The 15,693-nt window shown below is 45.7% G+C and carries 12 protein-coding genes and 1 pseudogene; 4 read left to right on the forward strand and 9 right to left on the reverse strand.

Annotated elements, in window-relative coordinates:
* Positions 1-147: 147 nt before the first annotated feature.
* Together JOE49_RS24075 and JOE49_RS24080 are read right to left on the reverse strand one after the other, a co-directional pair.
* The gene (locus tag JOE49_RS24075; RefSeq protein ID WP_076295527.1) at positions 148-798 is read right to left on the reverse strand and encodes a hypothetical protein; all 651 of its coding nucleotides are present in this window, start codon (positions 796-798) and stop codon (positions 148-150) included.
* A 65-nt stretch (positions 799-863) separates the two neighbouring features.
* Positions 864-1,901, reverse strand: a complete 1,038-nt coding sequence (locus JOE49_RS24080; protein WP_023989739.1) for a LacI family DNA-binding transcriptional regulator — start codon at positions 1,899-1,901, stop codon at positions 864-866.
* A gap of 341 nt (positions 1,902-2,242) precedes the next feature.
* On the opposite strand from JOE49_RS24080, the gene JOE49_RS24085 reads away from it, so the two are divergent.
* Positions 2,243-3,295, forward strand: coding sequence for a 2,3-butanediol dehydrogenase (locus JOE49_RS24085; RefSeq protein ID WP_023989740.1), 1,053 nt, complete (start codon positions 2,243-2,245; stop codon positions 3,293-3,295).
* Positions 3,296-3,410: 115 nt separating this feature from the next.
* On the opposite strand, the gene JOE49_RS24090 is transcribed toward JOE49_RS24085, so the two are convergent.
* Positions 3,411-5,405 carry an ABC transporter substrate-binding protein gene (locus tag JOE49_RS24090; protein WP_160788811.1) on the reverse strand — a complete coding sequence of 665 codons (1,995 nt, stop codon included), beginning with the start codon at positions 5,403-5,405 and terminating at the stop codon, positions 3,411-3,413.
* Between the two features lie 180 nt (positions 5,406-5,585).
* Here JOE49_RS24090 and JOE49_RS24095 point away from each other — a divergent pair, with 180 nt between their 5' ends.
* From JOE49_RS24095 to JOE49_RS24105, 3 genes are all read left to right on the forward strand, one after another.
* The gene (locus tag JOE49_RS24095; RefSeq protein WP_209943216.1) at positions 5,586-6,848 is read left to right on the forward strand and encodes a VWA domain-containing protein; all 1,263 of its coding nucleotides are present in this window, start codon (positions 5,586-5,588) and stop codon (positions 6,846-6,848) included.
* 269 nt (positions 6,849-7,117) lie between these two features.
* On the forward strand, positions 7,118-8,461 hold the full coding sequence (locus JOE49_RS24100) for an amino acid permease (RefSeq protein ID WP_028542243.1): 1,344 nt from the start codon (positions 7,118-7,120) through the stop codon (positions 8,459-8,461).
* A gap of 7 nt (positions 8,462-8,468) precedes the next feature.
* Positions 8,469-9,623, forward strand: coding sequence for a VanZ family protein (locus JOE49_RS24105; protein ID WP_209943217.1), 1,155 nt, complete (start codon positions 8,469-8,471; stop codon positions 9,621-9,623).
* A 134-nt stretch (positions 9,624-9,757) separates the two neighbouring features.
* Here the strand turns inward: JOE49_RS24105 and JOE49_RS24110 are convergent, their stop codons facing one another.
* The 6 genes and pseudogenes from JOE49_RS24110 to thrC all read right to left on the reverse strand — a co-directional run bounded on the left by JOE49_RS24110 (position 9,758) and on the right by thrC (position 15,619).
* Positions 9,758-10,411: a nitroreductase family protein gene (locus JOE49_RS24110; RefSeq protein WP_028542242.1), complete on the reverse strand. Its 654-nt coding sequence runs from the start codon at positions 10,409-10,411 to the stop codon at positions 9,758-9,760.
* Positions 10,412-10,744: 333 nt separating this feature from the next.
* Positions 10,745-11,507: pseudogene (locus JOE49_RS24115) on the reverse strand (transposase); the annotation flags it as partial.
* A 100-nt stretch (positions 11,508-11,607) separates the two neighbouring features.
* The gene (gene dmpI, locus JOE49_RS24120) at positions 11,608-11,790 is read right to left on the reverse strand and encodes a 4-oxalocrotonate tautomerase DmpI (RefSeq protein WP_023989746.1); all 183 of its coding nucleotides are present in this window, start codon (positions 11,788-11,790) and stop codon (positions 11,608-11,610) included.
* A gap of 44 nt (positions 11,791-11,834) precedes the next feature.
* Positions 11,835-12,227, reverse strand: a complete 393-nt coding sequence (locus tag JOE49_RS24125; protein ID WP_028542241.1) for a MarR family winged helix-turn-helix transcriptional regulator — start codon at positions 12,225-12,227, stop codon at positions 11,835-11,837.
* Positions 12,228-12,470: 243 nt separating this feature from the next.
* A complete protein-coding gene (gdhA, locus tag JOE49_RS24130) occupies positions 12,471-13,847 on the reverse strand; it encodes an NADP-specific glutamate dehydrogenase (protein ID WP_069081167.1) in 1,377 nt (458 codons plus the stop codon).
* Positions 13,848-14,227: 380 nt separating this feature from the next.
* A complete protein-coding gene (gene thrC, locus JOE49_RS24135; protein WP_209943218.1) occupies positions 14,228-15,619 on the reverse strand; it encodes a threonine synthase in 1,392 nt (463 codons plus the stop codon).
* Positions 15,620-15,693: the final 74 nt, after the last annotated feature.

Below are 15,693 nucleotides of genomic sequence, written 5' to 3' on the forward strand. Positions count from 1 at the left end.
TGAACATCTGAAACCAATGGTTCTACTAACGTTTATCCCAATCATAAATGCCAGGATGTAAAAAACAGCACAAAACAGCCGCTCCTCCGGTAGAGACGCGGCTGTTCAATATATTCCTCTATGCATGTGGTCATCACTATTTGAGCATCAATACGGATTATCCAGCTTGACGAACAAGGCTCGGATGACATCCTTCTCTGCCGTAGTAAGCTTTTGTCCTGCCTGCCATTGTTGAATCTCTTTCTTGACTTCCTTGGGTTCTCTATAACTGAGAGCATACCCGATGCTTCCTATACCTTGTGTGCGGTTGGTTTTGTCCATATTTGCCAATGCTCGAGTCATCGCAGTTCTATCTCTTGTAAACAAATCTCCCATAAGACCAGCATAGCTTTCGCTTAAAGCTCCATCCAATCCGTCAGAAGCCTGAATCAGATTTGCAAAGCTTTCCGATGGAATAAAAGCACGCTGCCTATACAGATATTCGATAATTTCCAGGCTTTGATGTTCTTTGATTTCGTTTATCTTTCCCCATTGGATTCCTGCTAAATGGTCCGTCATATGACGTACTTTTGCTTCATCACTGAGGGATGAATCCTTATAAAAGGACAGCACTAGCTCCTCTTTACTTTGCTGGGTGTGCTGCGTATTGGCTACAGTTTGCTTGGACTCCCCATTGTTTGCCCTGGACGGCGCCGCAGTTTCAGCATCCTGTCCCACTGGATGGGGAGTGCACCCTATGGTTACAGCCAGCAATAGTGCAGTACAAGCTACAGAAACGAACGCATTACCTTTTAACATGAATCCACTCTCCTGTCTGAACAAACAATGGTCGTTATAATTGTCCAAAATCCACTCATACCCTACTACTCATCACGCCCTACCGTGGGCTTACGGATCACAGAGACGCTCGATTCCCTCACGATCAGACGAGGCTCGAATTGCACACGCTCATAATCCCCAGGTGTCTGTTCCTGAATCCGCTTGAGCAGCAGCTCCGCAGCCAACCGTGCCACCTCTTCCCCCATGATGGAAACTGAGCTGATCTGAGGGGTCGTTACCATAGCCCACAGATTGTTATCAATACCGACTACAGCAACCTCATCTGGCACTTTTACGCCCAAATCCTTAAATCGATTGACGATCCCTATCGCCACCATATCGTTAACCGCATAAATAGCATCTGGCATATGTTTCAAGCTGTAAAAATAATCGGCTGCGCGCAGCCCTGTCTCAAAGGAGAAATCATCGCCAAAATAAACGAGTGAAGGGTCCACATGCTGGAGAGACTGCTCATAAGCGAAGTATCTTTCCTCGATTTTGTCCTTCGCAGCACCTGCATAGGCAATTCTTGTTCTGCCGATTTTAAGCAAATGCTCCATCACGAGTCTTCCCTCTTGCCGGGCCAGACTGACGATATCCGCTTTGACATCTTCGCCCAGCTTCTTGCCATAGTTAATAATGGACACGGGAACGCTGGCTTTGTTAATCAGATCTACCAACATTTTGGGATACGCCAGCGGCATAATGATGAGCCCGTCGACATGCAGCTTCTTGACCTCACGAACTGTTTCAAGCTCCATTCTGGCATTCCCGGCGGTATTGATTTGCACGACCCGGTAACCATGCTGCTTGGCGGCCTGCTCTACGGACCAAGCGATCTCTGGAATAATCGCGTTACGAATGTCTGGCACGGCCAGTGCGATTTGTCGTGTCTGACGAACTTTCAAGCTCTGAGCCGAGGTGTTGGGCGTAAACCCCATCTCTTCAATCACTTGCAAAATTAAGGCTTTCGTTCTCGGGCTGATGCCCTCACTATCATTAATAGCTCTGGAGACAGTCGCTATACCGACTCCTGCCCGCTTGGCTACATCCTCTATGGTTACTTTCTTTTGATCTGTCACGCCCAAAATCCTTTCAAGAACGGAATCGTTTTCTGACTTTCTAAAATAAAGTCTTAATGTTGATATTATACCACAGAATGAGTGTCTAAAAATTGAAGTCGTTTTCTTCTTGTCTTTGCTTCACCTGAAAAATTCACAAAATTCCTTTGTATAAAAGTAACGAGCCAAATATAGCACTGTAGTCACAAGTGATTATATTCACAAAAAAATCAAGTGCTTTTTGCATTAAATTGGTTTGACAATGTGTAAAAATTGTGACATATTATTTTTCGGAAACGTTTCCTAATTCATTCACTTTTATAGAGGCAATGATTCATATATTCGTCAAGGAGATGACAGACATGCAAGCATTAAGATGGCATGGAGTAAAAGACTTACGATTGGAAAACATTGAGCAGCCCGCTGCTCTGGCAGGAAAAGTAAAAATCAAAGTAGAATGGTGTGGCATTTGCGGAAGTGATCTTCACGAATATGTAGCAGGACCGATCTTCATTCCCCAAGATGCTCAGCATCCATTGACTGGCGAAAAAGCGCCGATCGTAATGGGACATGAATTCTCTGGACAAGTCGTCGAAATCGGTGAAGGTGTAACCAAGATTCAGGTTGGCGACCGTGTAGTTGTAGAACCGGTTTTTGCATGTGGAGAATGTGATGCATGTAAACAAGGCAAATATAATCTTTGCGATAAAATGGGCTTCCTCGGTCTGGCAGGCGGCGGCGGTGGATTTTCTGAATATGTCGCAGCTGACGAGCACATGGTTCACAAAATTCCAGAAAGCGTATCTTTCGAGCAAGGCGCATTGGTAGAGCCTTCGGCCGTTGCTTTGTATGCTGTTCGCCAAAGCCAACTGAAAGTCGGCGACAAAGCTGTAGTATTTGGCGCTGGTCCTATCGGATTGCTGGTTATTGAAGCGTTGAAAGCTTCGGGTGCATCTGAGATTTATGCAGTAGAGCTTTCCGAGGAACGCAAAGCTAAAGCTGAAGAGCTGGGTGCTATTGTGCTTGATCCTAAGACTTATGATGTGGTGGAAGAACTGCACAAACGGACTAACGGCGGTGTAGATGTAGCCTATGAAGTCACTGGAGTACCTCCTGTACTGACTCAAGCTATTGAATCCACTAAAATTAGCGGACAAATCATGATCGTCAGCATTTTTGAAAAAGAAGCTCCGATCAAGCCTAACAATATCGTTATGAAGGAACGCAATCTGACTGGTATTATCGGCTACCGTGATGTATTCCCAGCTGTCATCAGCTTGATGGAAAAAGGTTATTTCCCTGCCGACAAGCTGGTTACCAAACGTATTAAGCTCGAAGAAGTGATTGAGCAAGGTTTTGAAGGTCTCCTGAAAGAGAAAAATCAGGTTAAAATCCTGGTATCTCCGCAAGCCTAATTTAGAAAACAAACCAGATGTCTGCTCTGTGCAGACATCTTTTTATAAAAAAACGCTCTCCTTCCTGCGACATGTTGTCGTCAAGATGAGTAGCGTTTTTTGATTACCATTTGGATTACTTAGTTACATTTTTCAGAACATCATCAATCATTTGACTGTTTGCAATTGTACCTGTATACAACCAGCTGGAATCCTTACCAAAATCGTATACGCGGCCTTCTTTAACGGCTGGAATTCCCGCCCATACAGGATCTTTTACAATATCTTCTTTACTCACGTTTTTGCTGTTCACGATAAAGATATAATCCGCATCCAGCTCGGCCAGCTTCTCCAGCGATAAATTACTCCAGTTCGCCTTAGCCGTTTTGGAAATCTCCTGTACGACTTGTGGAATCTTGAATCCCAAATCCTTATACAATACATCACCGCTGGATAGATTCTGGTTTACGACATACACGTTTTTATCCGTTACCCATAAAGCCGCCGCAGTTTTTTGTCCCACCGTCTGACTCAGCTTGGCTTTAGCCTCTGCTGCTTTTTTGTCGTAGTTGCTCAATGCCTGCTTCGCTTCATTGCTCTTATTCAGCACCTCACCCACGGTCAGCAGCTCTTCACGCCAATCATTGTTCATATTACTGCCTACCACGTAGGTTGGAGCAATTTTAGAGTATTGATTATATTTGTCGCCTTCCACCATGCTCGCACTGTCCATAATGATCAAATCAGGCTTGAAGTTCAGAACCGCCTCAAACGGAAGATCTGAAGCAATGGTAGGAACGTCCTTCAGTTCTTTTTGCAGGTAACCTTGAACTGAATTTTTGCCTACCGACCATTGGGCTACGGGTTTAACACCTAGGGCCACTAGATGATCCTCCAGATAAGAAGCGATCACACGCTGAGGCTGAGCCGGAACCTTCACCTCATGCCCAAGTGCATCCTTCAGCACCCTTTCCTGTGATGTTGGTTCCGCTGATGTATTATTGTTCCCTTGGGAAGCGCCATCGGTTGCCGCAGGACTGGATGTGCCTGAGCACGCGCTGAGCAGCAGGGTAAAACTAAGCAATAAAATAAATGCCATGGAATGCTTTGCGTTTCTATTCATTCGTAAAATCCCTTCATCATGATTTTGATAATGATTATTATCCTCAATAACAGTATGCAGGGCGCCACTTGCCGAATCAATGGAACATTCGGACATGCTTAATGGATTATCCAGACTGGTATCTCTCACAAAAGCAGATGAATATAGGCTGTCCCGGTAATGAACCGGGGATACCCCCGTATATTTTTTGAATGCCCGGCTAAAGAAATAAACATCCGGGTACCCCACACTGACAGCGATATCCTGTAAAGTCGCATCCGTCTTCCGCAAAAGCTCCTTTGCCTTGTCCATTCGCAGTTGAATCAAGTACATAATCGGGCTACAATCCGTTTGTTTTTTAAATAACCGAGTCAGATGTCTCGGACTGCATTCCAACAATCCGGCCAAACGTTCCAGCGTTATGGACTCCGCGTAATGATCCTGCATAAATCGAATCGCCTGTGTCACGATATCCCGCGCAGAAGTTCGAGCCTTCGGTTCCTGCAATTGCCGCATACATTCATATGCAAAATCATAGAACCGACCCTGAGCCTGAATCTTGGATAGCGCCTCATGATCCTGCCATGCGTACTCCAGTAGTTGCAGCTTTTGGTACAGTATAACCGGATAAGGCGGTACAAAACCATGAGCTATCGAAGGATGATTATACATCGTGTGTCCCGATAGAGAAGTCGCTTTATATAGTACAAGGATATATTCTATCCCGTATTGCGAGGGTTTCATATTCAGTTCAAAGCCTTTGCTGCCATGCAGTACGTACCCTGAATGTGGCGTATCCTTCCAATCACCATCCAAACGCACGCTACCCTGCAATACAAATACAAAAGCCTGCGCTGGAAGACGATACGGTTGAAGCAACGCTTCCGGCTCCAGTCGAATATGCCGGACATCCATGACACGGATCGACGAATGAAGCCATAGGGACAGCAGTTTGTTTAACTCATCAGCTTCATGTCCCTTGCTCATCCCGGTATGGGAACCTGCCTGCTTTTGTCGATCCTGCTTCACGTATCAAAGCCTCCGCTTCATAAATATCATACTTTTTTTCCACACCAACCTTATTATATATCATCTTTTACTGCGTCTACCATGAGACAAATATTCCTGCACGAAACAAGGTGAATATACCATTTCCATGGTACAATTTGTATAAATACAAGATTTAAAATACATAGGGGGTTTGACAGCATGAGCGGTCCCAACATTGCATTGAGTACAGGAGCTAATGCACCATTCGGTAAGGAAGATACGGTGCGGGTCACCATTACATGGAAGCATGCACCTGCCGAACTGGATGTTAGCTGTTTTATGGTAGGAGCAGACGGAAAGGTTTCCTCAGATGACTACTTCATTTTTTACAATCAACCCGCTGACCCGCACGGCCATGTACGGTTACAGCGTCCAAATGACAGAACCACTGAGTTTACTGTAGCGCTCCAGGAACTGGAACGAACCGGAGTGGAAAAATGTGTGTTTGCGGCCACACTGGACGGCCCGGGTACTTTTGCCGATGTGGTCGGCTGCTCACTTACTGCTCAAGGCAAGCAATCCCATATCACCTACAGTATCACCGAAGCCACCAAAGAAACGTCACTCGTATTCGCTGAAATATACCGCCATACGTCTGGCTTCAAGCTTCGCGCAGTTGGGCGTGGTTTCAATGGAGGACTAAAGCCGCTCGCCGAAGCTCATGGTGTCACCGTAGAAGAAACGGAATCGCCAGCAGCACCGTCAGCGGATAAAGCCGGCGTGAAGGAGCCTTCTCCTGTGAATAGAAGAATTAATCTGCTTAAACAGAAGGTACAAATTTCACTCCAAAAGAAGCAGATAGACCGTGAAAAAGCACGAGTAGCGGTTGTATTAGACGCTTCTGCTTCCATGGCGAAACTGTACTCTAAGGGAACCGTGCAAAAAGCCTTCGAACGTGTTCTGGCTGTATCGGCCTGCATGGATGACGATGGTGAAATGGATGTATGGTTTTTTGCGGACAAAGCCAAACGTGCTCCAAGCGTCACAGAGAGGAATTTCGAGAATTACGTAAAACGAAATTTCCCAGAAATCGGATACGGAAATATTGGATTTGGTAACAATGAGCCTGAAGTAATGGAGGATATTATTTTAAAATATACAAAAGAGGCACCCAATGAAACAATCCCGACCTACATTATCTTTTTCAGTGACGGCGGCGTATATGAAACGAAAAAAATATCAAAATTGCTGATCAAGTGCTCGGAAACTCCTATTTTCTGGCAATTTGTTGGTCTTGGTAATGCTGATTTTGGAGTCCTTCAAAAGTTGGATAATCTGCGTGGTCGCGTAGTGGATAATGCAGATTTCTTTGCCTTGGATGACATTGAGTCCGTGACAGACGCAGAATTGTACGACCGTCTGCTGAATGAGTTTCCTGGTTGGCTCAAGCAAGTGCGGGCTAAAGGAATATTGCGGAGCTAATTCTTCACCGCAATGCGATACTCCTACATGATCACTTAAATATCCGCCGAGCAGAACAATAAAGGCAGAATGACCGCAGATAGAGCAATCATCAGCGCCAGCATGCTGCCTCTGTTTTCCTCAGTTTGTTCTCTAGCGATTTCAATCTCCCTACCAGATCCTATTTATTTCATTTCCTAATTGGATATTTTCATGTAGTATAAGTCTAATTGAAGTAACCCTGTTTGGGCCATGCTGAAGCTATACACTATATGAAGGAGGATTTCATATTGAAATCAAATGAAGCAACTTTGCACAAAAAGCTGCTCCCACGGCACATTACCTTTATGGCTATGGGTGGAGTTATCGGAACGGGAATTTTTAAAGGAAGTACCGAAACGATTAGCTTGGCGGGACCTGGTGTTATTTTATCCTATGTCTTCGCAGGACTCTTGCTCTTAGTCGTTATGGGCGCAATTGCCGAGATGGCTACCGTCTACCCCAACATGAATATGAAGGATTTTATTCGCAAAGCTTTTGGAGAACGTCTGTCCTTTATTATCGGCTGGTTGTATTGCTTTATGTGGCTGGCCGTCTGTATCATTGAGGTCATTGCTGCGGGGAGCTTCCTGCAATATTGGTTGCCAGATGTTCCTCTATGGGTACTCAGTTTAGTGAGTGCGGCTTTCATTATTGTCGTCAACATGCTGAGTGTCGGCGGTTTTGGGGAGCTGGAATTTTGGCTTGCGGGTATTAAGATTGCCATGATTATTATCTTCATCGCCTTGGGTGGCTGTATACTGTTCGGGATTATTCCCACTGAAACTCCACCTTATCTAAGCAACTACGCGCAGCACGGCGGATTTCTACCTAATGGCTGGTTAGCTATCTTTTCAGCGCTGCTGGTCGTTACCTTTTCATACGGAGGGTCCGAGCTGATTGGACTGACGTTGACGGAGACAGAAAATCCGGAAAAGGTACTACCTAGAGTGGTTAAAAGCTTTATTCTTCGCGTTGTTTTGTTCTATACGTTGCCCATTCTCATCATTTGTGGCTTGATTCCATGGAACCAACTGGATGCGAATACCAGCCCGTTTGTACAGGTATTGTCTTCTGTAGGGCTTCAAGGCTCGGCTCATGTTATGAACTTTATTCTGATCACTGCTGTACTGTCTGCCGCCAATTCGGGAATTTACGGGGCTACACGTATGCTGCATTCGCTGGCTATCAATGGAGAAGGTCCCAAATCACTCGCCCGCTTATCTTCAAACGGGGTTCCGGTAAATAGTCTCAAATTGTGTGCTGTAGTCCTGATTGTCGGTTCCATGGTTGCTTATGTCGCTCAGGACGGGCTGTTCCGTATTTTGATGGCTGTACCTGGCTTCGTCGTGTTGCTCGTCTGGAGCTGCATTTGTCTGTCCCAATTGAAATTGCGCAAATCTTATCCAGTGGAGCCTACTTTCAAGATATGGGGATTCCCTTATGTAACGGCGGTTACAGTGGGATGCCTATGGGTCATTGCGTTTCTATTCTTGCTTGACCCGCAAAATCGCATTAGCATTAGCGTGTGCGTGGCTTTCATGGCATTTCTGGTCATCTGGTCTTTGGTGAAATTCCGGAGAAAGCAGGCGTAAGCAGCACATGATTCAATCTTACCTGTTTCCTGTTTCATATGCCTTTCTTGCGTTTCCTTTTGCTGCCTTATTGTTCACACTGCCTTTCCTAATCGTGCAATATCGAAGGCATGGCTATATTCACAAGGCTAGAGCATGGCTGCTTTACTTGATGCTGTTATACTTAATGAACGCCTTCTTTCTGGTCATACTCCCGCTTCCGGCATCGCGTCATAATGCTGCATTAGCCGGGGGAGCGTTGCAGTTGATGCCATTGCAGTTCGTTCACGACATTATAAGAGAAACATCCGTCTCACCCGCCCATCCCTCCAGCTATGTTCATTTGCTGAAGGAGCGAGCTTTTCTGCAAGTCGTTTTTAACGTTGTGATGACCGTGCCTTTCGGTATGTTCTTACGTTATTATTTCCGTGCACGATGGGGATGGTGTCTGATTCTGTCCTTTATCCTCTCCCTCTTCTTTGAGGTGACGCAGCTGACAGGACTGTATGGATTTTTTGACCATGCGTATCGTGTGTTCGATGTAGACGATTTGATGGCTAATACATTAGGCGGTATGCTAGGCTTTCTATTAGGCGAATGGTTTTCACGCTTCCTGCCCCGCTTGGAACATCTGGACAAGCATGTGGACATGGCAACGAAGCGAGTGTCCTATACCCGACGGGGCGTAGCCATTTTCGTGGATTCTATCATATGGACCGGGCTACTCGGAATCATGGAGTCTCTGCATGTGCCTGCTGCTTTCTGGGTTTCCAGTGGGGTATACTTTATGGTGGTTCCTTACCTAACGAATGGACGAACTCCAGGGAAATGGCTGGTGCGTATTCATCTCACAGGGACAGGACAACGGATTTCCCTATGGGAGCTCATAAAGCGTTACAGTCTCTTGTACTGGGTGTATTTTGGACTTAATTACGTACTGGGTGGGCCTGTCCTATGGTCTCAAGTGTCCCCTTGGCTAAGTGTTCTGATTAGCCTTTTGCTGTTAGTGATCAACGGATGGTTCTTTTTCCATCTGGTCATACGCCTATTTAAGAAAGACCCGTTATTTTATGAGGAGCTTAGCCATACTTCACACCAAATTATATGGCCCAAGCACTATCATCATCCTCAAAATGACACCGCTGACTCGGCAGAAACGTCGGGAGCGAATACCGTGAAATGATAACTGAAAGACTGACAACGTGATAAGCACCCGCGATCTACGTTGCATCTAAGCAAATAAAAAAACAGGCGAAGCAAAGGATTTCCTTTGTCCGCCTGTTTTTTATTTTGCGCATAGATATTAGTTCGTTTCCCTTATTTCCACTGTGCAATTTGATCAATAGGCAATCGTGTGGACGGATGACCATCGTTGATACCTTTACCCATGGAAATGAGCATAACAGGGACATAACGATCTTTTTCCAGACCAAAGGCTTCAGCAATTTGATCCTTTTCAAAACCGCCAATAGCGTTAGTATCATAACCATGAGCGCGCGCTACCAGCATAAGCTGCATGGATACCAAACCACCGTCAATCAGGACTGTTTCTTTGTTCACAACTGGATCAAGCGCTGCAAAATGAGCTGCCACTTTTTCCTGTTGCATTTCTTTAATGTCTTTTGGCATATAGCCCAGTTCTACAGCTTCTCCGAAAATTTGTTCGAAATTATCAAAGTTATTCAAATCCCCAAATACAGCGATCACTGCCGAAGATGTTTCTACTTGACGTTGGTTGAAACGGGCCAATGGTGCCAGTGTAGCTTTACCTTCAGGGCTGTCAATGACGAGGAAACGCCAAGGTTGCAGGTTAATGGAAGATGGTGCGCGTGTAGCTTCTGTCAAAATCTCTGTCATTTCCTCGCGGCTAATCTTTACGGACGGATCGTATACTTTGACAGAACGGCGACCCAGTGCAATTTCTTTAAAATCATTTGTTTTGACAATATTGGATGTGTTCGTATTATTCATTCCAATCTCTCCCACTATAAATTAATATTTTCTCATGTTTTCTCACTCATTCTTCGGTTTTCAGCCATTGATATATCGAGCACTGGAGAAGTGATGTAAGGATGTCATTATTTTCCGTAAGAGCCGGTGGCAGGATAGAGGTTGAGACATTTTTCCCAATCTATGGATCGACTTCTATGATCGCACCTTGGATATCCACTCCTGACTCTTGACGGCTTACCCTCCCATATCACGCGGGGTCGTTTCCCTTATGGAAATGATTCCTGCGGCTGCTCCGTGCTTCCTTTGTCTCTGCTTATTCCTGTCCGATGAGAAACATGAATCCGTTTTTTCTTAAGCTGTCTTCTGTAACTGGGCCTCACGTACTGGCCCTAAAACGTCGTTTGCATCAATACCGAACTTGCTTGGTGCCGAGCGTGTGAAGAACGCGAATCAGCTTCACGCACAACGCTACAATCGATTGCTTTTTCTTCAGTGGATTCTGGCTTCTTTTGGTAAAGTATTGGTGCAGTGCCTTAAACTCCGCATTCTTCGCCACCATGAGCACCACGGCCCGAAACAGTAGCGCTCTTAGCCTCGCGCGTCCTCGTTTGGTTATACTGGATTTTCCTTTTTTCTTCCCCGAGCTGTTCTCTTTGAGATTCAGTCCGGCCAGCCGTATAATCTGCTGTCCATGCTCGTAACCCCTTAGATCCCCCACTTCCGCCAGGAACCCCGCCAAGGTGACCACAGCCACGCCTGGCACAGTAAGCATCTCTTTCGTTCCTGGGATTTGAGGGAGTAGACGTTCCACCTCGGCTAGAATCTCTTCGAGCTGTCTGGCGAACATGTCGTACTGTTCCAGAAGTGTTTTAATCTCTATTTTTGCTGCTGGAAGTCCTTCGGTCAGACCGATGGAACTTCTCGCCGTTTCCACCAGTTGCCGGGCTCGTTTCACGTCTTTCTTCCAGCGCTGGACGATGGCTTCTGCACCTAATTCTACGATCTCACCTGGCGTTGGAAACTCCTGCAAGGTAATGCGCGAAGCTTTCCCTTCCCAGTCTTTAATTACCTGCGTGTACTCTGGAAAAAAGCGATCCTGCCAGTTCTGTACCCGTGCATACAGGAGGCGCTTTTTTTATTCAAATCTCAAATTAATTCATTACAGAAATGGCTCCTTACCTTAAAAATGAATGAACCCACTTCATCTTCTGACATTAGCGATCAGATAATAATTTTCCTCCCAAACCAATGTTTTCTTTTTCGCTTTCCTTAATCAAAACAATAAAAGCCGACTCGGGTACATTCATTATGGTTGAAGCTGATGTGGTAAGTTCAGTGACCAACGATCTTTTTTGTTCTTTATTTAATTTGCCTGCTTCAATAGTAATTACTGGCATGTAAATTCCTCCTTGTTTCCCCTATGGGTATAATGTAATTGGGGTCAGTCCATATCGGACATATGACCATTCATAACTTGCAGCATATCGGCTAGCTGGTGCCGCTGAGTCTCGTCGAAACTTTGGAGCAACCGGGTCACAAACTGTGAGCGTTCCTGTTTAAAAGTAACAATACGTTCACGCCCATAATCGGTCAGGCTAACCAGCGTAACTCTGTTGTCCTCCGGCTTGGTTCGTCGTGTGACCATCGCTATCGCTTCAAGCTGCTTCAAATGGCGCGTTACGGCTGCAGCGTCAATGCCAACCTCTTTTTGCAGGAGAGTTTGACTAATCTCCTCCACTTGATACAACTTGCACAATAGCTGCAATCTGGATGCGCTGACTCCTGCGCAACGCTCAAACTTGGAGCTAATCTGCTTGTTCAGCAACAACAGCATGTCAAAAATATACTCAGGCTCGGATGGTGTCTGGGTGATATCAATCTCTCCTCCCTTAAGCATATCGCTGGGCTTCGTGATCCGACCTTTGATCCATCAATTATTGATCTATCAAGTAATATACATCCTCTTTAAAATTAAATCAAGTCCCTGAGAAAAATAAAGCGCTCTTTGCAAATAAAAGCTGAGCGACTCGCACAAGAGCCGCTCAGCTTCAATTTAACTTTATTATGTTCCGTTGTGCTAAATAATCCCGTGGGACAGCATTGCGTCGGCCACACGCACAAATCCTGCGATATTGGCTCCGACAACCAGATTGCCCGGCACGCCGTATTCCTCAGCCGCCTTCACGCTGTTAGCATAGATATTTTTCATAATATCATGCAGCTTGGCATCCACTTCCTCAAAGGTCCATGACAGACGCATGCTGTTCTGCGACATTTCAAGCGCCGAGACCGCTACTCCGCCTGCATTGGCAGCTTTCGCTGGTCCAAACAGAACTCCATTGCCCAAGAACACTTCAATGGCCTGGAGCGAGGATGGCATATTGGCACCTTCGCCTATAGCTTTTACGCCATTGCTTACCAGCAGCTGGGCTGCTTGCTCGTCAATTTCATTCTGTGTGGCGCATGGCAGTGCGATGTCGCATGGGATCGACCAGATCCCCGAACAGCCTTCTGTATAGATTGCGCCTGGACGCTCTTGCGTATACTCGCTAATCCGCAGACGATTCACTTCTTTCAGCTGCTTCACCAGCTGCAGATCGATACCGTCTGGATCATAGATGTAGCCATTCGAGTCACTACATGCCACGACTGTAGCACCGAGCTGCTGTGCTTTTTCAATCGCATAAATGGATACGTTCCCCGAGCCCGACACGACGACGCGTTTTCCTTCAAAGGACGATCCCTGCGCCTGCAGCATCTCGTTTACAAAATAAACACAGCCATAGCCAGTCGCTTCCGTACGTGTGAGACTGCCTCCATAATGAATCCCTTTACCCGTCAGGACGCCACCTTCATGTCCTCCACGAATCCGCTTGTATTGTCCGAACATGTAACCGATCTCGCGGCCACCTACTCCAATATCCCCAGCCGGAACGTCGGCATCTGGACCAATATATTTATACAACTCAGTCATGAAGCTTTGTGTAAAACGCATCACTTCGTTATCTGATTTCCCTTTGGGATCAAAATCCGAGCCGCCTTTACCACCACCGATGGGAAGACCCGTCAATGCATTTTTGAAAATCTGCTCAAAACCCAAAAATTTGACGATTCCCAGATATACAGACGGATGGAAGCGAAGTCCACCTTTATAAGGCCCTATCGCACTGTTAAACTGCACACGGAAGCCACGGTTGACCTGTACAACCCCCGCATCATCCACCCAAGGTACACGGAAGGTAATGACTCGCTCCGGCTCCACTAGCCGTTCCAGAAGCCCCTGCTGCATATACTTAGGGTGCTTAGCCAATACCGGAATTAGCGAATCCAATATTTCCTTGACGGCCTGATGGAATTCATTCTCATGAGGATTGCGCGCGATAACCTTCTCAAAAACGGACTGCACATATTCGGCTGCTGCTTGTTGACTCTGCTCTGGACGGATCATGGTCATTATTTAATACACCCCTTTTATAATTAGCCCCTCTGTTAAATGACGGAACGACTTTATTCTGCACCTTCGAGAGTGGAACTTTATGTATTCATAAAATTTAGTTAACTATACATGATTTTTTATAATAATACATCTAATTCGCCTATAAAAAATTTTTGTATCCTTCATTAAATAACTCTATGAACCTCTCATTGTCTGTTAGTTTCCTAAAGCTAAATCCTTTGATTCATGGGCTTTTTTCACGATTTCTGAGGCCCTAACACCTTACCCTACATGGCATTATAATGTGAACAAATTGAAACTAAAACATACAGCACATCTGGAAAATTGGAAATAAAAAAGAGGCTAGCGCGCAGGGCGTAGCCTCCTTTCCCATTCTTTTACACATAAAAGGCTTCAAGCTGACGCACAATTTCTGCCTCGTCATGCTCTACCACCTGCTGATGCTGCGATTTGGAGAACAATTGTTCAATTTGCGTTGGGAACTCCTGCTTGATGTCCACCAGACGAATGGCTTCATCAAATTTGGCCGGATGCGCTGTCGCAAAGGTTACACATACTTCGTCCGCGCCATTATACGCCTCATACGCGGCAATACCGCAAGCCGTATGCGGGTCGAGCAAATAATCGTATTCGGTCTTGTATTTCTTGATTAGCTCCAGACACTGCTCATTCGAAGCACCGAGCGCTTCAAAATCCTGCTGTACCCGTTTTAAATCCTCTGCACTGATCACAATCCGTCCCTCGGTATTGAGGTTATTCATGTATTCAGATACCTTGGCTGCATCTTCTCCAAGGAAGTAATACAGATATCTTTCGAAATTGCTCGCCACCTGAATGTCCATCGAAGGACTGTATGTGCTTTTGAAGTCACCTGGCTTGTATTCACCTGTCTTCACGAAGCGCTCCAAAATATTATTTTCATTGGTTGCAATGATCAGCTTATGGATCGGCAAGCCCATTTTCTTCGCAAGAAAGCCGGAAAAAATATTGCCAAAGTTGCCAGATGGCACACTGATATTGATTTTTTTCGTACCCGCTGACTCCTGCGCCCGGAAATAAGCATAGAAGTAATATACGGTTTGCGCCAAAATGCGCACAAAGTTAATCGAGTTAATCGCCCGCAAATGATGTTTAGCTTTGAAATCCAGATCGGCAAACAGGTCCTTAATGACCTTCTGACAATCGTCAAAGTTCCCTTTTACGGACAGATTCAATACATTTTCATCGTCTACCGTCGTCATTTGCAGCTCTTGTACCTTGCTCACCTTTTGGTGTGGGTGCAAAATACAGATTTTAATGCCTTCCTTGCCACGCACGCCCTGAATCGCTGCCGCCCCAGTATCGCCCGAGGTTGCACCCAAAATGTGAATGATCTCATTCTGCTTTTTGGACACATAGGAATAAAACTCACCCATAAATTGCAGCGCCACATCCTTGAACGCAAACGTAGGCCCGTGGAACAGCTCCAAAATAGACAGGGAATCGTTGATCTTCTTCACTGGCGTGACTTCCGGGTGACGGAAGCTCGCATAACTGCGCTCGACCAGCTGCTCCAAATCTTCACGAGGAATCTCATCATTGATATACAGCGCAAAAACTTCCAGCAGCAGCTCTCTGTAGCTCAATGTAGCCCACTGCTCCAGCGTAGCTGCCGACACGGTCGGAATCTGCTCCGGTACCATCAGACCTCCATCGTCAGCTAACCCCATGAGCACGGTATCAATAAATCCCTTGGCTTCTACTCGACCTCTAGTGCTTATATATCTCATATACATCCCCCAATAAAAATTCAATTCGAACCTTTTTTCGAATATATTATTGTCTATAATACCCTGTCGCGGTG

The sequence above is a fragment of the Paenibacillus sp. PvR133 genome (assembly GCF_017833155.1).
In the GTDB taxonomy this organism is placed as follows: domain Bacteria; phylum Bacillota; class Bacilli; order Paenibacillales; family Paenibacillaceae; genus Paenibacillus; species Paenibacillus polymyxa_B.

Coding starts and splice junctions, on each gene's coding strand:
- dmpI (WP_023989746.1), bottom strand. CDS start 11,790: ATGCCAGTAATTACTATTGAAGCAGGCAAATTAAATAAAGAACAAAAA.
- thrC (WP_209943218.1), bottom strand. CDS start 15,619: ATGAGATATATAAGCACTAGAGGTCGAGTAGAAGCCAAGGGATTTATT.
- JOE49_RS24075 (WP_076295527.1), bottom strand. CDS start 798: ATGTTAAAAGGTAATGCGTTCGTTTCTGTAGCTTGTACTGCACTATTG.
- JOE49_RS24085 (WP_023989740.1), top strand. CDS start 2,243: ATGCAAGCATTAAGATGGCATGGAGTAAAAGACTTACGATTGGAAAAC.
- gdhA (WP_069081167.1), bottom strand. CDS start 13,847: ATGACCATGATCCGTCCAGAGCAGAGTCAACAAGCAGCAGCCGAATAT.
- JOE49_RS24095 (WP_209943216.1), top strand. CDS start 5,586: ATGAGCGGTCCCAACATTGCATTGAGTACAGGAGCTAATGCACCATTC.
- JOE49_RS24110 (WP_028542242.1), bottom strand. CDS start 10,411: ATGAATAATACGAACACATCCAATATTGTCAAAACAAATGATTTTAAA.
- JOE49_RS24105 (WP_209943217.1), top strand. CDS start 8,469: ATGATTCAATCTTACCTGTTTCCTGTTTCATATGCCTTTCTTGCGTTT.
- JOE49_RS24125 (WP_028542241.1), bottom strand. CDS start 12,227: ATGCTGTTGTTGCTGAACAAGCAGATTAGCTCCAAGTTTGAGCGTTGC.